General features: G+C 71.1%; 22 protein-coding genes. 10 read left to right on the forward strand and 12 right to left on the reverse strand.

Annotation, left to right across the window (positions count from 1 at the left end; all coding sequences use genetic code 11):
- Positions 1–7: 7 nt before the first annotated feature.
- The 10 genes from ACFVH5_RS14505 to ACFVH5_RS14550 all read right to left on the reverse strand — a co-directional run bounded on the left by ACFVH5_RS14505 (position 8) and on the right by ACFVH5_RS14550 (position 11073).
- Positions 8–1465 (reverse strand): hypothetical protein, encoded by a 1458-nt coding sequence (locus tag ACFVH5_RS14505; RefSeq protein WP_385833946.1) that lies wholly within the window; start codon positions 1463–1465, stop codon positions 8–10.
- Between the two features lie 201 nt (positions 1466–1666).
- Positions 1667–2641 (reverse strand): N-acetylglucosamine kinase, encoded by a 975-nt coding sequence (locus ACFVH5_RS14510; protein WP_385833989.1) that lies wholly within the window; start codon positions 2639–2641, stop codon positions 1667–1669.
- A 44-nt stretch (positions 2642–2685) separates the two neighbouring features.
- The gene (locus ACFVH5_RS14515; protein WP_385833948.1) at positions 2686–3951 is read right to left on the reverse strand and encodes a 6-phospho-beta-glucosidase; all 1266 of its coding nucleotides are present in this window, start codon (positions 3949–3951) and stop codon (positions 2686–2688) included.
- Positions 3952–3953: 2 nt separating this feature from the next.
- Complete coding sequence (locus ACFVH5_RS14520) at positions 3954–4877, reverse strand: carbohydrate ABC transporter permease (protein WP_385833950.1); 924 nt, start codon at positions 4875–4877, stop codon at positions 3954–3956.
- A gap of 2 nt (positions 4878–4879) precedes the next feature.
- On the reverse strand, positions 4880–5842 hold the full coding sequence (locus ACFVH5_RS14525; RefSeq protein ID WP_385833952.1) for a carbohydrate ABC transporter permease: 963 nt from the start codon (positions 5840–5842) through the stop codon (positions 4880–4882).
- A gap of 6 nt (positions 5843–5848) precedes the next feature.
- Positions 5849–7186: an ABC transporter substrate-binding protein gene (locus ACFVH5_RS14530; protein WP_385833954.1), complete on the reverse strand. Its 1338-nt coding sequence runs from the start codon at positions 7184–7186 to the stop codon at positions 5849–5851.
- 107 nt (positions 7187–7293) lie between these two features.
- Positions 7294–8508, reverse strand: a complete 1215-nt coding sequence (locus ACFVH5_RS14535; RefSeq protein WP_385833956.1) for an ROK family protein — start codon at positions 8506–8508, stop codon at positions 7294–7296.
- Between the two features lie 211 nt (positions 8509–8719).
- Positions 8720–9826, reverse strand: coding sequence for a glycoside hydrolase family 43 protein (locus tag ACFVH5_RS14540; protein WP_385833958.1), 1107 nt, complete (start codon positions 9824–9826; stop codon positions 8720–8722).
- 171 nt (positions 9827–9997) lie between these two features.
- Entirely contained in the window at positions 9998–10192 is a 195-nt protein-coding gene (locus tag ACFVH5_RS14545; RefSeq protein WP_385833960.1) for a DUF397 domain-containing protein, read from the reverse strand.
- Positions 10193–10194: 2 nt separating this feature from the next.
- The gene (locus ACFVH5_RS14550; protein WP_385833962.1) at positions 10195–11073 is read right to left on the reverse strand and encodes a helix-turn-helix domain-containing protein; all 879 of its coding nucleotides are present in this window, start codon (positions 11071–11073) and stop codon (positions 10195–10197) included.
- Between the two features lie 160 nt (positions 11074–11233).
- Between ACFVH5_RS14550 and ACFVH5_RS14555 the strand changes: the two genes are divergently transcribed.
- Both ACFVH5_RS14555 and ACFVH5_RS14560 read left to right on the forward strand, forming a co-directional pair.
- Positions 11234–11749: an ATP-binding protein gene (locus ACFVH5_RS14555; protein ID WP_385833964.1), complete on the forward strand. Its 516-nt coding sequence runs from the start codon at positions 11234–11236 to the stop codon at positions 11747–11749.
- Between the two features lie 10 nt (positions 11750–11759).
- A complete protein-coding gene (locus ACFVH5_RS14560; protein ID WP_385833966.1) occupies positions 11760–12131 on the forward strand; it encodes a hypothetical protein in 372 nt (123 codons plus the stop codon).
- A gap of 147 nt (positions 12132–12278) precedes the next feature.
- Here the strand turns inward: ACFVH5_RS14560 and ACFVH5_RS14565 are convergent, their stop codons facing one another.
- Complete coding sequence (locus ACFVH5_RS14565) at positions 12279–13406, reverse strand: mechanosensitive ion channel family protein (RefSeq protein ID WP_384802481.1); 1128 nt, start codon at positions 13404–13406, stop codon at positions 12279–12281.
- A gap of 229 nt (positions 13407–13635) precedes the next feature.
- Between ACFVH5_RS14565 and ACFVH5_RS14570 the strand changes: the two genes are divergently transcribed.
- The 8 genes from ACFVH5_RS14570 to ACFVH5_RS14605 all read left to right on the forward strand — a co-directional run bounded on the left by ACFVH5_RS14570 (position 13636) and on the right by ACFVH5_RS14605 (position 21347).
- Entirely contained in the window at positions 13636–14172 is a 537-nt protein-coding gene (locus ACFVH5_RS14570; RefSeq protein WP_107016193.1) for an HNH endonuclease, read from the forward strand.
- A 535-nt stretch (positions 14173–14707) separates the two neighbouring features.
- Positions 14708–14977 (forward strand): hypothetical protein, encoded by a 270-nt coding sequence (locus ACFVH5_RS14575; RefSeq protein ID WP_384802493.1) that lies wholly within the window; start codon positions 14708–14710, stop codon positions 14975–14977.
- A complete protein-coding gene (gene malQ / locus ACFVH5_RS14580; protein WP_385833968.1) occupies positions 14977–17202 on the forward strand; it encodes a 4-alpha-glucanotransferase in 2226 nt (741 codons plus the stop codon). Before ACFVH5_RS14575 ends, malQ begins: the two co-directional genes overlap by 1 nt.
- Before the next feature lie 113 nt (positions 17203–17315).
- Complete coding sequence (locus ACFVH5_RS14585) at positions 17316–17612, forward strand: hypothetical protein (RefSeq protein ID WP_384802499.1); 297 nt, start codon at positions 17316–17318, stop codon at positions 17610–17612.
- A gap of 205 nt (positions 17613–17817) precedes the next feature.
- A complete protein-coding gene (lpxA, locus tag ACFVH5_RS14590) occupies positions 17818–18654 on the forward strand; it encodes an acyl-ACP--UDP-N-acetylglucosamine O-acyltransferase (RefSeq protein WP_385833970.1) in 837 nt (278 codons plus the stop codon).
- A gap of 13 nt (positions 18655–18667) precedes the next feature.
- Positions 18668–19681, forward strand: coding sequence for a UDP-3-O-(3-hydroxymyristoyl)glucosamine N-acyltransferase (locus ACFVH5_RS14595; protein ID WP_385833972.1), 1014 nt, complete (start codon positions 18668–18670; stop codon positions 19679–19681).
- On the forward strand, positions 19678–20520 hold the full coding sequence (locus ACFVH5_RS14600) for a UDP-3-O-acyl-N-acetylglucosamine deacetylase (RefSeq protein ID WP_385833974.1): 843 nt from the start codon (positions 19678–19680) through the stop codon (positions 20518–20520). The genes ACFVH5_RS14595 and ACFVH5_RS14600 overlap by 4 nt, the downstream gene beginning before the upstream one ends.
- Positions 20521–20741: 221 nt before the next feature.
- Complete coding sequence (locus ACFVH5_RS14605) at positions 20742–21347, forward strand: response regulator (RefSeq protein ID WP_384802511.1); 606 nt, start codon at positions 20742–20744, stop codon at positions 21345–21347.
- 12 nt (positions 21348–21359) lie between these two features.
- On the opposite strand, the gene ACFVH5_RS14610 is transcribed toward ACFVH5_RS14605, so the two are convergent.
- Positions 21360–22631: a sensor histidine kinase gene (locus ACFVH5_RS14610; RefSeq protein ID WP_385833976.1), complete on the reverse strand. Its 1272-nt coding sequence runs from the start codon at positions 22629–22631 to the stop codon at positions 21360–21362.
- Between the last annotated feature and the right edge of the window lie 157 nt (positions 22632–22788).

Genomic DNA, 22788 nt, shown 5'->3' on the forward strand with positions numbered 1-22788 from the left:
CCCCCTCTCACCGGTACTCCGACAGCCTGCGCCCGATGCCCAGCACCGCGCCGGCCGCGGCCAGCACGGCGAGCACCGCGGCGCCCACCACGAGGCCGTTCATCGCGCCCCGGCCGTCACCGGCCGCCTGCTCGAACTCGGCGCGCTCGTGCGTGAGCGCTGCCGCCAGGTTCGTGTCCACGCTGTCGAAGCACTCGCCCGTCGGCTTGTCGGCCTTCGAGCCGATGATCCGGGCCAGCGCGCCCTGGTAGTCGCCCAGCTGGTCCTTCTCGCGGGCCTCCGCGTGCCGCTGCTTCCAGACCTTCATGTTGCCCGTCGCGGCCTCGACCGGCTTCACGCCCGCGGCGTCGTCGGCGAGGTCCTCGGCGGCGGCCAGTTTCGCGGTGAGGTCCTTCATCTGCTTCTCGAAGTCGTAGTCGAACGTGTCGACCGTCTCGGTCCCGGCCTCGGTGACCACGTCCTTGGTCTCCGCGCCGCGGGAGACCAGCGTGAGGTTCTCGTTGCTGCGGGCCTTGAGCGAGGCGAGCCGGGCGTCGTTCAGCGTGGTCAGCGAGCGCACACCGTGGTCGTACGAATCGTTCAGCCCGGCGCGGGCGACGGTGTGGCCGACGACCAGCCAGAGCAGGACGACCGTGGTGGCGGCCGTGGCGGCGACCAGGCCGTGGTTCAGCACGCGGTTGGTCCGGCGGTAGTTGCGCCGCTGCGCCCACACGAGACCGCCGACGGCCACGACACCGGCGCCGATCGCGATCCACGGATAGGGCGTCGCGTCGTCGTAGTCGGAGCGCAGCCGCTGGTTCTCCACCGTGTAGAGCTGCTCGGCGTCTTCGAGCATCGTCTGCATCTTCGCGTTCGCGTACCGCAGGTAGGCGCCGCCGAGGGGGTAGCCCTGCCGGTTGTTGGCGCGGGCCCGCTCGACCAGGCCCTTGTACACGGGAAGCATCGTGTTCAGCTCGGTGATGGTCTTCGCCGAGGTGGAGCCGGGCTGGGAGTTGGCCGCCGCCGTCACCAGTTTGTCGGCGGCCTGGCCGATGTTGCGCTCGTAGTCGTCGCGGGACCTCTTCGTCTCCTGGCCACCCGCGAGGAAGCCGCTCGACGCCGCCGTGTTGGCGGCGGCGAGGGAGCGGTAGATGTCGGCCGCGTCGGCGCTCAGCGGCTGGCTGCTGTGCAGCACGTCGTCGGCGGCGGCGGAACGGTCCGTCATCTCCCAGGCGGTGAGCGCGCCGAACGCGACGACCAGGACGGCGAGGACCGCGCCGATGATGCGCAGCCGCCCCGGCTCGGTGGTCGCCCCGGCCCGCAGCCGGTCGACGCCCTCCGCCCACGCCGTGCGCCGCGGGGGCCCGGCGTCGGGCGCGCCCGGCCGGCCCTGCGACCCCGGCGGCGTGGCCTGCGGCGGGACCGCAGGCGACGCGCCCGCCCGCCCCTGCGGTGGCGCCGCGGTGCTGTGCTGCTGGTGTGTCACCTGACCTCCCCCATGGTCGTCGCCGGTCACCTCCGCCCGGCGCCGAGGCGCACGGGAAGAGACGCTCGGCCGCAAGTATCGCCGCCGGGACCGACATCCGAACAGGGCTTGACGCGATCTTGGTCGGATTGCGGCCCGGCGAAGATCCCGCACCCCCTGTTCATGAATACGCCAACCCGAACAGTTCGGTTCCCGGCGTGCTCAGACCCTCTCGTAAAACTCCCTCACGCGGGCGTGCGCCCGGGCCGGGGCGCCCTGGTGGTCGAGGCCGAGGAGTGCGGCCCCGAGGACCGGGCGGACGGTGACGACCCGGGGTACGGCCTTGGGGGCCCGCTCGGCCAGCAGCTCCCGTACGCGGTCGTCGAGTTGGGGGTGGCGGGCGGCCAGCACGCCGCCGCCGAGCAGGACCGGCGCCTCCTCGCCCAGCAGGTCGAGGCGGGTCAGGGCGACGACCGCCATGGCCACCACCTCGTCCGCCAGCCGGTCGACGAGGGCGCGGGCGACCGGGTCGCCGTCCGCGGCCGTGGCGAACAGGACCGGCGTCAGCTCGTGGCGCCGCGCGTCCTCGACGCGGCCCAGGTGCAGGGCCTCGATCAGCGCGTACATCGTGCCCAGGCCGAAGTGCGCGGGCAGGGCGCGGGCCAGTTCGGTCGGGGCGCCCCGGCCGTCCTCGGCGCGCGCCGCGTGCCACAGTGCCTCCTCGGCGAGGCCCCAGCCGCCGCCCCAGTCGCCGGAGACCCGGCCGAGGGCGGGGAAGCGGGCGACCCGGCCGTCGGGCCGCATGCCCACGCAGTTGATGCCCGCGCCGCACACCACGGCGACGCCCCGCGGCTCCTCGACACCGGCGCGCAGTATCGCGAAGGTGTCGTTGCGGACGTCCACGGTCGCCCCCCACGCGCGCGCGTGCAGCGCGGCGGCCAACTGCTCCTCCTCCACGGGCAGATCGGCGTTGGCGAGACACGCGGAGACATGGCCGACCGCGCTGACGCCCGCGGCGGCGAAGGCCCGGCCGACGGCGTCGGCGAGCGTGTCCACCGCCTCCCGGACGCCGACGACGGGAGGCCGGAACCCGCCGCCGCGCGCCGTGCCGAGCACGCTCCCGTCGCCCGCCACCACCGCGACGTCGGTCTTGCTGTTCCCCGCGTCCACGGCGAGGACGGTGTGTTCGGCCTCCATATGGGCGGCGGGGTCGGTGTCTTCGGGCCCCGTGTGGGACGCGCTCATGCCCACGCGAGGTGCTCCCGGTTGTGCGCGATCAGCCGGTCGGTGAGGCCGTCGGCGAGTGCGTACTGGCCGACCAGGGGATGGGCGAGCAGGGCCCGGAACACCCGCTCGCGGCCCCCGCGCAGGGCGGCCTCCAGGGCCAGGTCCTCGTACGCGGTCACGTTCGCCATCAGCCCCGCGAACAGCGGGTCCACCGGTGCCACGGGCAGCGGGGCGGCCCCCGAGTGCCCGACCGCCGCCTGCACCTCGATCACCGCGTCGTCGGGCAGGAACGGCAGCGTCCCCCGGTTGCAGGTGTTCACCACCTGGTACGGGCTGCCGCCCGCGCCCAGCAGGGACGCGGCGAGGTCGACGGCGGCCTCCGAGTAGAAGGCCCCGCCCCGCTTGCCCAGCAGCGCCGGCTTCTCGTCGAGCGCGGGGTCGCCGTACATCGTCAGCAACTCCCGCTCCATCTCCGCGACTTCCGCGGCCCGCGACGGCTTCGTACCCAGCTCCCGTACGACCTCGTCGTGCGCGTAGAAGTAGCGCAGGTAGTAGGACGGGACGACTCCCAGGCGGTCGAGGACGCCGCTCGGCAGGCGCAGGTCGCCGGCGATGGTGTCGCCGTGCTCGGCGAGCAGCTTCGGGAGGACGTTCTCGCCCTCCGGGCCGCCGAGGCGCACATGGGTTTCCCAGGTGAGGTGGTTGAGGCCCACATGGTCCAGATGCACATCGGTGGGAGCGACCCCCAGCATCGTGGCGAACTTCCGCTGGAACCCGATCGCCACGTTGCACAGTCCGACCGCTTTGTGACCGGCCTGGAGGAGGGCGCGGGTCACGATGCCGACGGGGTTGGTGAAGTCGATGATCCAGGCGTCCGGGTTGGCGCGCCGGACGCGCTCGGCGATGTCCAGCACCACCGGGACCGTGCGCAGCGCCTTGGCGAGGCCGCCCGCGCCGGTGGTCTCCTGGCCGACGCAGCCGCACTCCAGCGGCCAGGTCTCGTCCTCGTTGCGGGCGGCCTGGCCGCCCACGCGGAGCTGGAGCAGCACGGCGTCGGCGCCCTCGACACCCGCGTCGAGATCGTCGGTCGTGGTGATCCGCCCGGGGTGCCCCTGCCTGGCGAAGATGCGCCGGGCCAGCCCGCCGACGAGTTCGAGGCGGTCGAGCGCCGGGTCGACGAGGACCAGTTCCTCCACGGGCAGGGTGTCGCGCAACCGCGCGAAGCCGTCGATGAGTTCAGGGGTGTAGGTGGAGCCCCCGCCCACTACTGCGAGTTTCATTCTCAGCCCTTCACTCCGGTGAGCGTGACGCCTTCGACGAACGCCTTCTGTGCGAAGAAGAACACAAGGATCACGGGTGCCATGACCAGGACGGTCGCGGCCATCGTCAGATTCCAGTCGGTGTGGTGCGCGCCCTTGAAGGACTCCAGGCCGTAGCTCAGGGTCCAGGCGCCGGGGTTCTCGGACGCGTAGATCTGCGGTCCGAAGTAGTCGTTCCAGGCGTAGAAGAACTGGAAGAGCGCGACGGCCGCGATACCCGGTTTGGCCATCGGCAGTACCACCTTCAGCAGGGTCTTCAGGTCCCCGCACCCGTCGACCTTCGCCGCGTCGATGTACTCGTTCGGGATCGTCATCAGGAACTGCCGCAGCAGGAAGATGGAGAACGCGTCGCCGAACGCCATCGGGATGATCAGCGGCCACAGCGTGCCCGACAGATCCAGCTGCTTCGCCCAGAACAGGTACATCGGGATGATGATGACCTGCGGCGGCAGCATCATCATCGAGATGACCAGCATCAGCGACAGGTTCCGGCCACGGAAGCGGAACTTGGCGAGCGCGTACGCCACCGGGATCGAGGACGCGACCGTCAGCGCGGTGCCGGCGCCCGCGTACAGGAGGGTGTTCTTCCACCAGGTGAGGAAGCCGGGGGTGTCGAAGACCTTGGTGTAGTTGCCCCACTCCCAGGTGTCCGGGACGAGGTCCCTGGTGAGCGTCTGGTCGTCGCTCATCAGCGAGGTCAGGACGACGAACACGAAGGGCAGCACGAAGAACAGCGCGGCGGCGACGCCGAGCGCGTGCACGGCGATCCACTCCAGGAGCGCCTTGCGCCGGGCGGTGCGCTCGGCGGGGGTGACGGGCGGCTTCGGGGACTCGGGCCCCGACTCCGCCGTCGTGAGCGGTACGTGGGCTTCAGTCGTCTGGGTCATGGTCAGTCACCTGCCTGGATGAGTCCGCCGCGGCGCCGCATCAGGAACGCGGTGAACGCCATGGACAGCGCGAACAGCACCAGCGCGACCACGCACGCGGAGCCGTAGTCGAACCGCTGGAAGCCGAGGTTGTAGACGAGCTGCGGCAGGGTGAGCGTCGACTTGTCGGGGTACCCCGGTTCGAACTGCTGGCCCGAGCCGCCGATGATCCCGGAGGCGACCTTCCCGGCGACCAGCGGCTGCGTGTAGTACTGCATCGTCTGGATGACGCCCGTGACCACGGCGAACATCACGATCGGCGAGATGTTCGGCAGCGTCACGAACCGGAACCGCTGCCAGGCCGACGCGCCGTCCAGCTCGGCGGCCTCGTACTGCTCCTTCGGTACGTCGAGCAGCGCGGCCATGAAGATGACCATCAGGTCGCCGACGCCCCACAGGGCCAGCATGGTGAGCGCGGGCTTGGACCAGGCGGCGTCCGTGAACCAGCCGGGCGTCGGCAGACCGAGGTCGCCGAGGACCGAGTTCACCGGTCCCGTACCCGGGTTGAGCAGGAACACGAAGGCCAGCGTGGCGGCGACCGGCGGCGCGAGGTAGGGCAGGTAGAACAGCGTGCGGAAGACACCCGTACCGGTCTTGATCTTCGTGATCAGCAGGCCGATGCCCAGGCCGAAGACGACCCGGAAGGTGACCATGACGAGCACCAGCCACAGGGTGTTGCGCAGCGCCGGCCAGAACATGGGGTAGTCGTTGAAGACGTAACTCCAGTTCTCCAGCCCCCGGAACTCCGGGACGCCGAAGCCGTCGTACTTCATGAAGGAGAAGTACACGGTCGAGATCAGCGGGTAGGCGAAGAAGACGCTGAAGCCGATCAGCCACGGCGACATGAAGGCGGCCGTGCGCAGAGCCTGTTTCCTGCGTTTCGTCCGCAGGGTGGGTGAGGTCGCGGAGGCGGGGAGCGTGGACATCGGGCGCTACTTCGCCTGCTCGATGTCACGGTCGATCTGGTCGGCGGTCTTCTTCAGACCGGCCTTCAGATCCTTCACCTTGCCGGACTCGTACTGGTAGCCGAAGTCCTGGAGTGTCGTCTGGTACGTCGAGCCGTTGACGGACGCCGGCGGGGTGTTCGACTGCGGGTGCTGGGCGATGTCCACGAAGGTCTTGAAGCCGTCCTCGACCTTCAGGTCGGGCGACTTGAGCGCGTCGAACGTGGACGGCACGTTGTGGATGGCGTTGGCGAACGACACGACGGCCTCGGTGTCGGTCGTCATGTACTTCATCAGTTCCCAAGCCGCGTTCTGCTTCTTGCTCTGCGGCGCGATGCCCATGATCGTGCCGGACAGGAACCCCTTGCCGTACTCGTCCACCTCGTCGTCGGCGACGGGCATGGGGGCGGTCCCGATCTCGAACGTCACCCCCGCGTCCTTCGCCATCCCCAGCCGCCACTCGCCGTCGAGCTGCATCGCCACCTGGCCGGTCTGGAAGGGGTGCTTGGCGCCCCACTCGTCGCCGAACGTGTTGCGGTACTTCTCCAGCTTCTGGAAGCCGCCGAGATCGTCGACGAGCTTCTTCTGGTACGTGAACATCTCCGCGAAGGCCGGGTCGTCGGCGATGTTCGACTTGGCGCTGTCGTCGAAGTAGGAGTGGTCCCACTGCGACATGTAGTGGTCCACCACGGTCTCGTAGCCGTGGAAGTTCGGCATGAAGCCGAGCTGTTCGTACGAGTCGCCCTTGGCCTTTGTGAGCTTCTTCGCGTCCTTCGCGAACTCGGTCCAGGTCTTCGGGGGCGACTTGATGCCGGCCGCCTCGAAGGCGTCCTTGTTGTAGTAGAGGCCGTACGCGTCACCGAGCAGCGGCAGCGCGCACCGGGTGCCCTCGAACTGGGTGTACTCCAGCATCGGCTTCGGGATGATCGCGTCCAGGTCGAGCTTCGACTTCTCGATGAACGGCTTGAGGTCGGCGAAGGCGCCGGACGAGCAGAACTTGCCCACGTTGGACGTGGTGAACGAGGAGACGACGTCGGGCCCGTTCGAACCGCCCGCGCGCAGCGCCTGGTTGAGCTTGTCGTCGTTGATGTTGCCGACGACCTTCACCTTGATGTTGGGGTGCGCCTTCTCGAAGCGGGCGATGTTCTCCTGGATCGCCTTCACCTCGGCGGGCGCGCTCCACCCGTGCCAGAACGTGATCGTGGTCTTCGCGTTCGGGTCGTCCGTGGCACCGGAACCGGACGAGCCGGTACAGCCGGTACCGCCGGTGGCGAGGAGGACTATCGACGCGGCGGCGAGCACCGCTTTACGGGGCATTCCGGGCATGACGGGGTCTCCCTATGAGCAGGGCGGGCTGGACGGGGGAAGGGGGCGGAGCCGGTAAGAGGGTGTTCAGTGGTTCAGTGGCCCTTCGTCGGGCCGGTCGGGGCTGGTCAGTGGGCGGAGGTGTCGAAGACCTCGTCGCGGGTGGCGGCGAGCGCGCTCTCCAACGCGCCGCGCAGCACGGGCTGTTCGTGTACGTCGCCGACGACGAGCCGCGGCCGGGACGCGGCCAGCTCCTCCAGCTCGGCCTGCACCAGCGCGCGCAGGGGTTCGCCGCCCCTGCTGAGCGAGGCGCCGCTGAGGACGACGAGTTCGGGGTCGAGGACGGAGACGAGCGAGGCGAGACCGGTGGCGAGACCGGTCGCGTACGTCTTGAGGAGTTCCCGGTGCGGGCCCGTGTCGATGTCCGCGGCCTGTTCGACGAGGGCGGCGGCGACCTCGCTGTACGGGCCGGTGGGGATGGGCTTGATGCCGAGTTCGCGGGCGAGTTTCGGGATGGCCTGGGAACCGGCCAGTTCCTGATAACCACCGCTGTTGGCCTTGGTGACGTGCCGGACGAGGGGCGCGCCGGGGACGGGCAGGAAGCCGACCTCGCCCGCGCCGCCGGTCCAGCCGCGGTGCAGCCGTCCGCCGAGCACGAGGGCGGCGCCCAGGCCTCCCTCGTTCCACAGCAGGACGAAGTCGTCGTGGCCCCGGGCGGCGCCGAGCCGCTGTTCGGCGACCGCGGCGAGGTTGACGTCGTTCTCGTACTCGACGGGCATCGGCAGCGCCGCCGCGAGCTCGTCGAGCAGGGCGGGGGAGTGCCAGCCGGGCAGGTGGGAGGCGTAGCGCAGCCGGCCCGTGTTCGGGTCGAAGGCGCCGGGGGTGCCGATGACGAGCCGCTGGACGTCGGCCCGGACCAGCCCCGCCGCCTTCACCGCGCCGTCGAGGGCGTCGGTGACCTGCCGTACGACGGTGTGGGCGGCGCGCCTGCCGGGGGTGGGCAGTTCGTACTCGCCCACCGTCCTTCCCGTCACGTCGGCGACGGCGGCGAGGATCCGCTCGGGAGTCACGTCGAGCCCGGCGGCGTACGCGGCGGAAGGATTCACCGCGTACAGCTGCGCGTTCGGCCCGGGGCGCCCTTCGCTCGTCCCGGTGACGACGACGAGCCCTGCCGCCTCCAGCCGGGCGAGCAGCTGGGAGGCGGTCGGCTTCGAGAGTCCCGTCAGCTTGCCGATCCGGGTGCGGGAGAGCGGGCCGTGCTCCAGCAGGAGGTCGAGCGCGGCGCGGTCGTTCATGGCGCGCAGCACGCGCGGGGTGCCCGGGGTACCGGATGTTGCTGCCATGACTGTCGACACCTGCCTCTCGGCTGACCAGCTTCCCAGTGTGATTACCGGAAAGTCCACCGAAGGATCACCGCTGCGATCACTGTTAGGAAACTTTCCTATCGATGGGAGGAAGGTAGGCCGGGGGCGGGGGAGGCGTCAACAGGTTGCCCCCGCGGCAACAGAGTCGTTACCTGCGGGGGCGGGGTGGTGCGAGGGCGTCCGTGGAGGCTCACTCGAAGAACTTGAGGCTGAACCCGGTGTTGGTGGGGGAGCCGGGGACGTTGGCGCGGCTGTACGTGGTGTTGCCCCACCAGACGGCCGTGCCGGTGTACCAGTAGCGGTTGGACCACGAGTACGGCGTGCCCTTCGCGACCGCGTGGAACATCGTCGGGAAACGGTTGCCGGACGGCGGCCCGGCGGTGGCGTCGCCGCGCGGCAGGACGAAGGTGTGGTGGCCGGGGCCGTCGACGTTCAGCGTCGGGTCCCAGCCGGACATCATGGTCGCGCGGTGGGACCCGAACAGGCAGCCGTTGGACTTGTACCAGTCCCACACGTACGTCGGATCGCCGCCGGCCCGCAGCCGCAGGTCGGCGATGCAGTACTGGTCGCTCCAGCTGCCGTTGGCGGAGTACGCGATGTGCAACTGCCCGTTGGGGTCGACGATCGGCTGGGGCGCCTCGTTGATGTACGGGTTGCCGACGACCCGCTCCCACGACTCGCGGGGCTGCGAGATGACGTACCGGTCGCCGGTGGACGTGGTGGCACCGCTCAGCCGGGCTACGTACAGGTTCTGCTCGACGTTGGTGTCACCGGCCCAGCCGGACCAGACGAACCAGCGCTGGCCGTTGAAGGTGAAGGGGGCGCCGTCGATGGCCCACTTGTCGCCGGGGAGGGCGACCTTGGTGGCGGCGGAGTAGCCGCTGGCCGGGCTGGCCGAGCTGATGTGGTACATCCGGTGGGCGGCGCCGGTGCCGGCGGCGAAGTAGATGCGGTACGCGCCGTCGTGGTGCACGATCTCGGGCGCCCAGACCTCACCGAGCCCGCCGGTGTCCCGCCACACCTGCTGCTTGGGCGCGGCGGCGATGCCCTCCAGGGTGGCCGCGGTCCGCACGGCGATCCCACCGTCCACGGACTTGGCGGCGACGTAGAGGTCACCGACCTTGATGACACTGGGGTCGGCGCCACCGAGGGTGGTGCGGCCGAGGGTGCCCGCGGTGACGGCCTCGGCGCTCGCGGCGGCCCCGGCGGTGGTCGCGGCCTGCCCGAGGGCGAGGAGGAGGGCGGCGGCAAGCCCGAACGGAACCAGGCGGGCGAGCCGACTGCGGGTGGGAGACATCCGGGGGGTCCTCCTGATCGTGTCCACGTCAGAGAGCGCTCTCGGATCATCGCTGCGCGGCGGGCGACCGTCAATACGGCGGGGGCCAGAGGTGCGACATTCGATTACGGGGTCCAGGGGGACGAGTGGAGATCGCTTGTTCTCACGTCGGCCGCAGGAGCCGGGACTGACTCAGTGTCGGCGGGCGCCGTCGAGCGCACCTGCGGCGGTGAACTCCGCCCACGCCGTGGGGGAGAGGCGGAGTATCGGGCCGTCGGGGGTCTTTGAGTCGCGGACGGCGACGGTGTGCGGGGCGTTGAGGGCGACTTCTACGCACTCGCCGGAGAAGGTGCTGTAGCTGGACTTCACGAAGTGGAAGTCGGACACGGTCAGATCTCCTTGCGCAGGCCGTCGATGAGGGTGATGGAGTCGCGCGGGGCCAGAGCCAGGCGAGCTGTGCGATTGAAGCGCTCGCTGTACATGGTGCCCTTCGTTTCGTCCTCGACCCACATCGGGCCTGTCAGGGAGTCCACCTGAACCACGTCGAGTGCCCCGGTCTCGGCGAAGGAGAGAATGCTGAACGGTCCGGCGATGCAAGGGTGTCCACCGGCGCGGAACGGAACCACTTGCAGGCGTACGTTCGGCAGTGCGGTGAGGTCCAGCAGGTGCTCCAGTTGTGCATGCATGACAGTGGTGCCGCCGACCTGTTGGCGTAGTGCGGCTTCCCAGACCATCGCGTACACCGTGACCGGGCGTTCACCCAAAAGTCGCTCCTGGCGCCTCTGTTTGACCTCGACCCAGCGTTCGATGTCGTCCGGATCCTCCCAGTCGCCCTCGCTCACGGAGAGCGAACGGGTGTACTCGGACGTCTGGAACAGGCCTGGCACGAGCGAGGACTGCCAGTTGCGGATGTGGGTCGCCGCGTCCTCCATGGCGACGTACTCGGCCAGACCGCCGGCGTTGGGCGAATGCTGCCACCAGCCCTTGGCCTTGCGGCGTTCACGGTCCAGTTTCGCCAGTTCCAGGAGCCGGGCGAGCGTGTCGCGGTCCTCCAACCCGTACAGCTCGCACAGAACACGGATGTCCGGGTCCCGCATGGGCACCCATCCCCGTTCCATCTTCACGATCTTCGAGTTGGTCGCGTTGATGACTTCGGCCGCCTGATGCTGGGTTTTCGCCGAGGCGTCACGTAGCCGAAGCAACTCGCCACCGAGCTTGCGCCCAAGGACAGTTGATACCCGGTTCCCTAGTTGCGCTGTCCCATTCATGGGTTCAGTGTCGCCCCGCTCACCCCGGGCCGGATGCCACCTTCACTCTTTGGAGACAAATATCTCCGAGTGACTTGCATCCGAGATTGCCGCTTCTCTACTTTCAGTGCTCAATCGCTTACTCAGCGGAGTCGTTTGCTGCCCGAGAGGTACGTGTCCCATGGCTGAACCCCTCCTTCACGAGGACTCCCTCGACTACACCCCCCTCGCCCACAGCGTCACGCTCGCCCGGCGGCGGGCCGCGCGGCTCGTCGGGGAGTGGGGGCATCCCGACCGCGCCGGGGACGTCGCCGTGGTCGTCTCGGAGTTGATGAGCAACGCCCTGCTGCACGGCAGCCTCCAGGACCGGCTGATCCGCGCGCGGATCTCACTCGGTGCCGCCACGCTCCGCGTCGAGGTCGGCGACCCGCGAGGGGACCGGCTGCCGTGGCCCCGCCCGGCGCAGGACACCGACCAGTTCGGCCGCGGACTGCTGCTCGTCGCGGCCCTGGCGGACCGGTGGGGCGTAGAGGTGCGCGGCACCGGCAAGACCGTGTACGCGGAGTGGGTGCTTGTCCTCGCCGCAGACGCTGACGGTTCTCGCTCCGGGCAAACCGGACTCGTTCTGTCGGAAGCGGCTGACCGTTCGTCACAGCCGATCCGGGGACACCTTCAGCCGGACGGGCTGGGTCACTAAGCTCCTGCTCGTGGCCAATGATCAGGCGAACCATGTGTCGAAGATGAGCGAACGTGAGTACTTCGCCCGCGTCGGCGATCGCCCCGGCATGTTCGTCGGCAAGGCCTCCTTCCACATGGTGACCGCCTTCCTGATCGGCTACGACCAGCACGCCGGCCGGCACGGCGGCCACGGGCTCGCCGGCTGGCACGAATGGCTTGTCGCCCGCCGGGGCCGGGAATGCCAACACTTCTGGCCCGGCCAGGTCCTGCACGTCGCTCTCCCGAACGGCTGGGACGACCTCTGGAACCTCTCGGACGAGGATGAGGAGCGTGCGATCAAGGTCCTGTTCGAGCTGCTCGACGAGTTCGCCGCCGAGCGCGAGTCAGAACACGCCTCCTAGACCTCGGATCGGCTGCGACGCCGGACCAGCCGGTCCGCTCATTCCGCGGCCCGCGGCCCGCGGCCCGCAGACGCGTGCGGGGCGGCTCCGGATCGCTTCCGGAACCGCCCCGCACGCGCATCAGCCCGTATGAGAAACCTCTCGCCCCTACTTCGCCCCGCTCGACGGAACGACGGCCGGAGGGGTCAGGGGGGACGCCGCCTGCGACTGGGCCGAGCCTGTGTTGGAGTACGCCGACGGGGCCGCCATGCCCGCCGTCGGGTCGGCGGCCGGGGCGTCCTCTGCCGGGATCGGGAGGCCGCCGACGATGCTGATGTCCGCTCGGTCGAAGGCCTGCTTGATGCGCCAGCGCAGTTCGCGTTCGACGGAGAGGGCCTTGCCCGGCATGGTCTTGGCGCTGACACGTACGACCATCGAGTCCAGGATGACGCTGTCCAGGCCCAGTACCTCTATCGGGCCCCACAGGCGCTCGTTCCAGGGCTCGTCCTTGCTCATCGCCTCGCCGACCTCCGCGAGGACCGAGCGGACGCGGTCGAGGTCCTCGTCCGAGCGGACCGTGACGTCGACGCCGGCCGTGGCCCAGCCCTGGGAGAGGTTGCCGATGCGCTTGACCTCGCCGTTGCGGACGTACCAGATCTCGCCGTTGTCGCCGCGGAGCTTGGTGACCCGCAGGCCCACCTCGATGACCTCGCCGGACGCCACCCCCGCGTCGACCGTGTCCCCTACGCCGTACTGATCCTCAAGGATCATGAAAACGCCGGAGAGGAAATCCGTCACGAGGTTGCGGGCGCCGAAACCGATCGCCACGCCCGCCACACCGGCGGAGGCCAGCAGCGGCGCCAGATTGATCTGGAACGTGCCCAGGATCATCAGCGCCGCCGTGCCCACTATCAGGAAGGACGCGACCGAACGGAGGACGGAACCGATGGCCTGGGAGCGCTGGCGGCGGCGTTCGACGTTGACCAGGAGGCCGCCGAGCGCCGTGCCGTCGACCGCCTGGGCCGTTCGGTTCATCCGGTCGATGAACTTCGTGATGGTCCGCCGCACGGCCACTCTCAGCACCACCGCGATGATGACGATGAGCAATATGCGCAGTCCGATGCTGAGCCAGGTGGACCAGTTCTGCTCCACCCAGCTGGCGGCGTTGGTGGCGCTTTCCTGGGCGTCCTGGAGCGTCGGTGACGTCGGTTCCTCGGTGGGATCGGCGGCCGACAGGACGGACAAGAACACGGCAGGTACCTCCAGGCGTAGCGGCCCGCCCGTGGCAGGGGACATTTGGTGGAATGCCGACGGGCGGAAACACCACACTAACGGGGCACCGTGTGCGGATCGTTGCAATGTTCGAGGGAGAGACTGTGCTCACGTGGGGATGAAGGAGATGTGGTCGAAAACACTCCCAGCCCGTTACCGGGACATGGTGGCGCTTCCACCAGGCATGAGGGGAGACTGACTGCAGATCGTCCCGGCGCGAGCCACGCGCCGCCGGCGTACAAGGAGGCCGTCCGTGCCGCATGTCCTGGTCCTCAACGCGTCGTACGAGCCCCTCGGCGTCGTACCGCTCCGCCGCGCGCTCGTCCTGGTCCTTGAGAACAAGGCAGTTTCTCTTGAGGAATCCGGCGCCTTCATGCACAGCGCCACCGTCACCGTCCCCGCGCCCAGCGTGGTCCGGCTGAAAAGGTTCGTGCGGGTCCCTTACCGGGGGCCCGTTCCGCTGACCCGCCGGGCACTGTTCGCCCGGGACGGCGGCCGGTGCATGTACTGCGGTGGCGTCGCAACCAGCGTCGACCACGTCATCCCGCGCAGCCGCGGGGGTCAGCACGTCTGGGACAACGTGGTGGCGTCCTGCCGCCGCTGCAACCACACCAAGGCCGACCGCCACCTGGTCGAGATCGGCTGGCGCCTGCGCCACAAACCGGCCCCGCCGTCGGGGCTCGCGTGGCGCATCATCGGCACCGGGCACCGGGATCCGCGCTGGCTGCCCTACCTGCAGCCGTACGGCGCGGAGGACGCGATGGCCCGGATCGACGGCATTTCCGCCTGACGACCCGGGCCTTTGGTTTGCCCCGGGCCGGCTCCACAGCCGTGGCCGGCCCCGGTGGGACCCGGGGCTGTGTGCTGCCCAGGGCGCCGGGTGGTCGGCGGACTCGGCGGCGCCCACGGTCAGGCCGCTCAGGCTGATCGGCAGTGCCAGCAGGACGGCCGCGCCCACCAGGTCCACGCCTGTGGTGGGGAACGCCATGTCGTAGGCGTCGCGCGGCAGGCCCTCCCGCGGCAGGTCCTCCCGTGGGTGGCGCACATCCTCGGGGAACACCGGACGTACGCCTGTGAAGCCGACGCCCACGGCAGCCGCCAGGCGCACCGCGGCGCGGGCGCACCCAATGCGCATAGCGAGCGAATGGGCCATTTCAGGAGCGCCTGGCGGTCGCTCTCTGTGTTCGATCGGGCGCTCTTGGTGATTCGGGTGATCCGGGACAGAATGTGAAGAGGAGCACGATGTCCTGGCTCTCACGTCTGCGGGCCCGCCCGCTGGGTAGGGGCAGCCCTGACCCGCCCGCACGACGACCAAGGAGGCCCCCGTGGCCGCATCGGCACAGCTTCTGCTCTCGGCCCTCTCCAAACGTCCGGCGGACGTGCCCGCCGACCCCGGATCCGACCCCCACCCGCTCTACTGCATCTTCAACGCCGGCGCCGAGGGCTCCAGCGCCGAGGCACCGCTGACCAGCGAACCGCCGCTGGCCGCCGCCGCGCCCCTCACCAGTGAACCTCCGCTCGCCGACGCCGCGCCCCTGACGAGTGAGCCGACTCCCCTGGGTGCCGCCGCCGGCCTGGACCCGTCGGGGGTCTGATGCCGCTCTCCCGGCTCGCCGCGCTGTACGGCGTCGCCACGTCCTACAGTCCGTCCCCGGACCGCACGGTCGCGGCCTCGGACACGGCGGTCGTCGCCGCGCTCACCGCGCTGGGAGTCGCCGCGGGCACACCGGCCGCCGTCCGCGGCTCCCTCGCGGCCCGCGAGAAGGAGCTCCGGGAACGGCTGCTGCCGCCGACGGTGGTGTGCTGGACCGGGACCACGTCCCCGGCCCCGCCGCTGACGGGCGACGCCCCCGCCTCCGCGGCCGACGACGCCGGCCCGGGAGCGGCGGCCGGTGACGGGGCGGCCCCGGCGAGCGATACAGGCCCCGCCGCGCCGACCGGCCCACCCGGTGGCTCGTTGCTCGAAGCCGCCCTCGCCGCGCTCCCCGCCGGGACCCGGCTGAGTGTCCGGACCGAGCAGGGCGAGGTCCGGGAGACCGTCGAGCGGCTGCCGACCGGGGTGCACGTGCTGGAGGCCGCCGCTCCCGACGGGCGTACCGCGCGCGCCCATCTCGTCGTCGCCCCGGCGAAGCTGCCCGCGCCCACCGGACGTACGTACGGGCTGCTCGTGCAGGTCTACTCGTTGCTGTCCCGGCGCTCCTGGGGCATGGGCGACCTCGGCGACCTCACCGAGCTGACGGCCTGGGCGGGACGCGCGCTCGGGGCCGGATTCGTCCAGGTCAACCCGATGCACGCGGCCGTGCCCGGCGCGCCCACCGACCCGTCCCCGTACCGGCCGTCCTCGCGCCGCTACCCCGACCCCGTGTATCTGCGCGTCGAGGACGTCCCCGAGTTCGCGTACGTCGACGAGAACGACCGCGAACGGCTGCTCGCGCTGCTGACGCGGGCCCGCCGGCTGCGCGAATCCGTGCTCGACAAGGGCGCGTTGATCGACCGCGACGCCGTCTGGGAGCTGAAGCGCGAGGCTCTTGAACTGGTCCGCGAGGTGCCGCTCGGGCCCGGCCGCCGGGCCGCCTACTGCGACTTCCTCGCCGAGGAGGGCGAGGCACTGGAGGACCACGCCACCTGGTACGCCCTCGCGGAGGTGTACGGCTCCGACTGGACGCGGTGGCCGCAGGGCCTGCGCGACCCCCGCTCGGCCGAAACCGCCCGCGCCCGCGCCGAGTTGATGGACCGCGTCGACTTCCACAGCAGGCTCGCCTGGCTGACGGACGCCCAGCTCGCCACCGCCCAGCGCAGCGCCCGCGACGCCGGCATGGACGTCGGGCTCGTGCACGACCTCGCTGTCGGGGTCCACCCCGGTGGCGCCGACGCCTGGGCGCAGCAGGAGGTCTTCGCGGCCGGCATGTCCGTCGGCGCGCCCCCGGACGCCTTCAGCGTCCAGGGCCAGGACTGGGGGCTGCCGCCCTGGCGCCCGGACCGCCTCGCCGAGTCCGGCTACGCCCCGTACCGCCGCCTCCTGCGCGCCCTCTTCCGGTACGCGGGCGCGCTCCGCATCGACCACGTCATGGGCCTCTTCCGGCTCTGGTGGGTCCCGCAGGGCCGCCCGGCCACCGAGGGCACGTACGTCCGTTACGACGCCGAGGCCATGCTCGCGATCCTCACCCTGGAGGCCTCCCGCGCCGGGGCCCTGGTGATCGGCGAGGACCTGGGCACCGTGGAACCGGGTGTGCGCGAGACCCTCCACGCGCACGGCGTGCTCGGCACCTCCGTCCTGTGGTTCGAACGCGACTGGGACGGTACGGGGCTGCCGCTGCCCCCCGAGAGCTGGCGCGCCGACTGTCTCGCCACCGCCACCACCCACGACCTGCCGCCCACCGCGTCCCGCCTCACCGGCGACCACGTCGAACTCCGCGACCGGCTGGGCCTGTTGACCCGCCCGGTGGGGGAGGAACGGGCCGAGGCGGCGGCGGACGTGGGGGAGTGGCTGGCGCTGCTCGCCCGGCTCGGGCTGCTGCAGGGGGCCGCCGGGGGTGTCTCGGAGCAGTCGGAGGAGGCAGAGATCCAGGCTGTGCACCGCTTCCTGCTGCGTACCCCCGCCCGTCTCGTCGGCGTCTGGCTCCCGGACGCCGTCGGCGACCGCCGCCCGCAGAACCTGCCGGGCACCTGGGACCAGTACCCGAACTGGCGGCTGCCCGTCGCCGACGCCGAGGGCCGGCCCGTCACTCTGGAGGAACTGGCCGCCTCGCCCCGGCTGCACGCCCTCATCGAGGTGCTGCGCGAAGGCGGGGCCACCGGCGGCCGGGAGCCCACCGCGTGAGGCCCCGGAACGCACACCGGAATCCGCGCCGGAATCCGTATCGAAACCCGCATCGCACCCCGTACGGCACCCCCGGGCGCGCGGCCGCAACAGGAGTTCGCTACGTTTGCACCGTGGACAAGAAGAACGCCCTGCGCGCCGGCGCCCTGGCTGCCGGTACGACGCTGATGATGATCATGATGTCGTCCCCCGCGCTCGCGCTGACGCGCGACGACGGCGACGACCCCGCGCAGAAGCTGAGCGTCATCGAGACGCTGGGCCTCTACGTCGCGGCGCCGATCGGACTGTTCGCGCTGATCGCCGGCCTGGTCTGGGTGCTCGACGGTTCGACGGACCGTCAGCCGAGGCGCAAGCCGGGAGGCAAGGGTCAGGGCAAGATGCAGGGCCCTGACCAGGTGCACGCCTCCTGATCCCGGTCCCCGCCGAGATCCGACTCCTTCCGCCGAGGGCACCGTCCTCGCACCCGTGGGCAACCCGCCGCACGGGGGCGAGAACGGTGCCCTCGACGCGTTCCGTGCCCTCGGCGCCTTCGACGGTCCTCACGACGGCCGTGTCATCACCCCGGATCAGGTAATAAGGCGCACCCGCGGCCCTCGGAGTGGTCACGATGGTGGGATGTGGCAGGACGCTGAGCAGTGCGGTGACGGTGATCCCGCCGTGCGCATCCATCCGTCGGCCTGCGTGGCCCCCGGCGCCGCACTCGGTTCCGGGGTGCGGATCGGTCCCTTCGCCGTGGTCGAGGAGGGGGCCGAACTGGGCGACGGGGTACGCGTCCAGGCGCACGCGGTCGTCCACAACTCGGCGACCCTGGGCGCGGGTGCGGTCGTGGGCGTGCACGCGGTCGTCGGCGGGGATCCGCAGGATCTGAAGTTCGACGCGCGCGTGGCCACCAGGGCGGTGCTGGGCCCCGGCACCGTCCTGAGGGAGGGCGCGACCGTGCACCGCTCCACGGGCGAGGAACCCACCAGGACCGGCAGCGACTGCCTTCTCATGGGCGGTACGCACGTCGGACACGACTGCGTCCTCGGCGACGGCGTGGTGGTCAGCCAGTGCGCCGCCCTCGGTGGACATGTGCGAGTCGGCGACCACGCCGTGATCGGCGGCGGGAGCGGCCTCGTGCAGTGGGTGCGCGTCGGGCGTCTGGCGATGGTGGGCGGCCTGACGAAGGTCGAACGGGACGTCCTGCCCTTCACCGTCGTGGACGGCGTCCCGGCCCGGCAGCGCGGCCTCAACCACGTCGGCATGCGACGCCACGGCATCCCCGCCGCCCAACAGAACGCGCTGCGCCGCCACTTCGACGGATTCACCGGCCTCGCCGACTTCACCGCCCCGCCGTCGGGTATGCCTGACGCCGGAGAACTCATGCCGGAGCTGCGGGCGTTCCTCGCCGGCCCGTCCCGCCGGGGGACCACGCCGGTCGTACCCCGGCCCCGTCCGGCTCGCGACGCGTAGAGGTGGTGGGCTCATGCACTGGTCCCTGGGCGAGATCGCCGAGGCGTACGACGGTTCCGTCTGCGGCGACGCCGGGATGCGTGTGCGTCCGACGGACACCCGGGCCACCGATCCGTCGGGACTCGCCTACGCGGAGCGGGCGAGCGCGCTGGAGCGCATGGCGGGCGTCGGCGCGTTCCTGCTGCCGCGCGCCCTCACGGGTGTGGACAGGCCGCACGTCCACGTGGACGACCCGCGGGACGTCTTCCACCAACTGCTGGGCGAGCTCGACCGCCGGGCGGCCCCGGCCCCGCCCCCGGGCGTCCACCCCACCGCGGTGACCGATCCGGACTGCGCCATCGACCCCACCGCGTACGTGGGTCCCTACACCGTCGTGGAGCGCGGAGCCGTCATCGGACCGCGCACGCGGATCCACCCCTTCGTCTACGTGGGGCCGAACTGCCGCGTCGGCGCCGACAGCGTGCTCCACCCGCACGCGGTGCTCTGCCGGGACGTCCGCCTCGGCGAGCGCTGCACCGTGCACCCGGGAGCCGTCGTCGGGGGCGAGGGGTTCGGCTTCACGCCCACCCCGGCCGGGTGGCGACGGGTGCCGCAGGCCGGAGGAGTCCGCGCGGGCGACGACGTGGAGATCCGCGCGCTGGCCAGCGTCGAGCGGGCCACCTGCGCCGACACCGTCCTGGGCGACGGGGTCAAGCTCGGCGACCTCACCTGCGTCGGGCACAACGCCACCCTGGGCGACCACACCCTGCTCGTACCCCTGTCCGGCGTCGGCGGCAGCGCCACGCTCGGCCGGCGCTGCGTCCTGGGCGGCGGCAGCGGGGTGTTCGACCACACGACGCTCGCCGACGACGTCCGTGTCGGCGCCCACGGCACCGTCACCCGTGACATCGACACCCCCGGCGACCACACCGGCACTCCCGCCCGCCCCCTCGCCCGGCAACTGCGCCTCGACGCACTGCTGCCCCGACTGCCCGAACTGCTCGAACGGATACGGCAGCTGGAAGAGCGACTGGACGCCGGCCGGTGACCGACCGGCGCGCCACCGTGCGCGCCCCCGTCCTCCTCGACGGCGTCGGCCTGCACTCGGGGCTACCCGTCACCGTGACCATCGCCCCGGGCGACGACGGAATCGCCTTCACCCGCACCACCCGCACCACCCGACAGGCCCGCACCACCCGAGTCCCGGCCCGCGTCGCGCACGTCACCGCGACCGACCGCCGTACCCGCCTCGGTCCGGTGTCCACCGTCGAGCACCTGATGAGCGCTCTGGCGGGCGCCCGCGTCACCGACGCCGAGATCCACCTCTCCGGCGAGGAGGTGCCCGGCTGCGACGGCAGCGCCCGGCCCTTCACCGACGCACTCCACGCCGTGGGCCTGCGCGACCTCGGCCCCTGGCGGCCTCCCCGTCTGCTCCGGCCCGTCCGGTACGCGTACGGGGACACGGTCCTGCGGGCCCGTCCCGGAACCGGGCTGTGGAGCGTCACCTACGACCGCGCACCCCGGTTCCCGGTCCGGCAGACCGTCACCGTCCGACTCCCCGCCGACTACGCGGACATGGTCGCCCCCGCCCGCACGCTCGTCCTGGAGTCGGAGCTCACCCGCGCCCGCGCGCACGGCCTCGGGCGCGGACTCGACGCGCCCTCCGTCGTCGTCATCGGCGACGACGCGTACGTAGGGCGGACCCGCTTCGCCGACGAACCCGCCCGCCACAAACTCCTCGACCTGATCGGCGACCTCTACCTCACCGGCATCCCCGTCCACCACCTCGACGTCACCGCGGTGCGCCCCGGCCACCGCGCGAACATCGCCCTGGCCGCACTCGTCACGGACGCGGCCACAGGGTGCCTCCGCCGTGAACGGCCATGAACGGCAGGATCCGTAAAGCCACCGCTACCGCCCCAGCCGCCCGAAAGGGGAAATCGGCCGGGTTTACCGGGGTGATTGAATCTGCGACTTCCTTTCGCAAACGGAACCCCGGGAGGAAGTCAACCGAAAGGCAGGGAACTTGGCGCCTCGAAGCCTTGTTCTGGCTTTCCGGATGAGAGTATGAGGACCGGGCGACCTGTGTGCGGTCGATGTGGGGGGCCATGATAAAGATTCTGATCGCCGAGGACATGGCGATGCTGCGCCGGGCGCTGGCCGAACTTCTGTCGCTGGAAGCCGACTTCGAGGTGGTGGCCGAAGTCGGCCGCGGCGACGAGATCGTACCGAGGGCGCGCGCACTGCAACCGGACGTGGCCGTGCTCGACATCGGCCTGCCCGGCATGGACGGCATCTCCGCCGCCGCCGCGCTCGGCACCGCCGTGCCCGACTGCCGGATTCTCATGCTCACGGGACTCGGCAACGCCAGCACGCTGCGCCGGGCGCTGGCCACCCGGGCCACGGGTTTCCTGCGCAAGGACGCCGATCCCACGCAACTCGTCGGCGCCATCCGCGCGGTGGCCGCCGGCAAGCGCGCCGTCGACCCGCAGCTGGCGGTCGCGGCGCTCGAAGACGTGACACAGCCGCTGGCCCCCCGTGAGCTGGAGGTCCTCCGGCTCGCCGCAGCCGGCGAGGGCACCGCGGCGATCGCCCGCCGGCTGTTCCTGTCGCCGGGTACCGTGCGCAACTACCTGAGCAGCGCGGTGGTCAAGCTGAGCGCGCGCAACCGCATGGACGCGGTACGGATCGCCCGCGAGGGCGGCTGGATCTGACCGCCCCGCGGCTCAGGCGACCGTCGCCGAGTCGCGCAGCTCGCTCTCCGGGGGGTGCGCCGGGGGGCGGGCGGGACCGGCGGCGGTCCGCAGGAAGGGCCGCTTGGACTCGTGTGTTCCGGCCGGAAGCGGGACGACCGCCGTCAGCGAGAACCACTTGTCGTCCATGATCTTGATGTTCAGTCTGCCGTCGACCGCTTCGATGCGTTCGCGAAGGTTGGTGAGTCCGCTGCCCGGCCGGGTGTCCCCGGCGGGGCCGGACGGCTGCGCCGGAATTCCGTCGTTGGTCACGATCAGTCCGACGGCGCCCGGCTCGCGGCTGAGCTGGACGATGCAGGTGCCGACCCTGCTGTGCCGGAGCATGTTGGTGATCCCCTCGCGCAGGACCGTGGCCAGCGTGGTCTCTATGTGGGGCGGCAGGGGCCCCGCGCCGCCGCGGAAGACGGCGTGTATGCCCATGTCCCTGAGGGTCGCGAAGACGGTGTCGACCTCCGCGGTCAGTGACATGGCGCGGTAGGTCTGCGAGACAGCCCGTACGTCGGCGAAGGCCCGCTGGGTGGTGTCCAGGATCTCCGTCAGCTCCTGGTGGAGCCGGGCGTGCTTGGAGGGCGGCAGCCGTCGTGCCAGCTCGCACTTGAAGGCGATGGTGGTGAGGCTGATGCCCAGCAGGTCGTGCAGATCGCGGGAGAACCGCAGCCGTTCCGCCTCCAGCGCCATCCGGGTCAGCTCGCCGCGGGTGCGGTGGGCCTCCTGGACGAGCCGGGTCAGCTCGGAGAGTCCGTACACCACCAGGCCGGTCAGCGCGGTCGCCACCGTCCCGTACCAGACCGAACCGCGGCCCAGGCCGGTCTCCAGCACCAGCAGGCCGGCCGACGCCACGGCCGTCCCGTACGCGGGCCACTTCCAGCGGGAGGGGAGCACGAGCAGCGCGGAGCCGGCGAGGAAGCCGGGAGCGGCGAGCCAGGCCTCGGCGTAGAAGAGGAACGGAAGGTACGTGAGGAGCGCCTGGAACCCGAGGGTCCAGTACTGCCGGCGGGCCAGCCGGGGCGACAGATGGGGAAAGGAATGCGCCAGTTGGAGCCCGTAGACCAGGAGCAGGGTGGTGATGCCCGTGCCCAGCCCGAGAGGTGAGGGGTGGCCCTCCACCAGGTAGGTCACTCCGATGCCGAAGAAGGCCACAAGCACTGCGAAGGTGATGGCGATGGAGGTGCCACGGGCGAGGTGCCTGCTTCGCGCGTCCTCCTGTTCGACGCGCGCGCCATCATGCAGGGCAGAACCTTGCATCTCTTCCCCCCGGACGAACCGAACGAATTAGTGAGTCAGGTTGTGCCGTGCCCACCCTCTCACGGCATACCGGGAGGATGAGAAGTCGCCATCGATAGTAATCGATCGAAACCGCCCAGAAGCGAAACCCGGTGGGGTGGAGTGTGCTTCGGACTCC

Origin of the sequence: Streptomyces sp. NPDC127119 (assembly GCF_042677425.1) — a bacterium.
GTDB lineage: Bacteria > Actinomycetota > Actinomycetes > Streptomycetales > Streptomycetaceae > Streptomyces.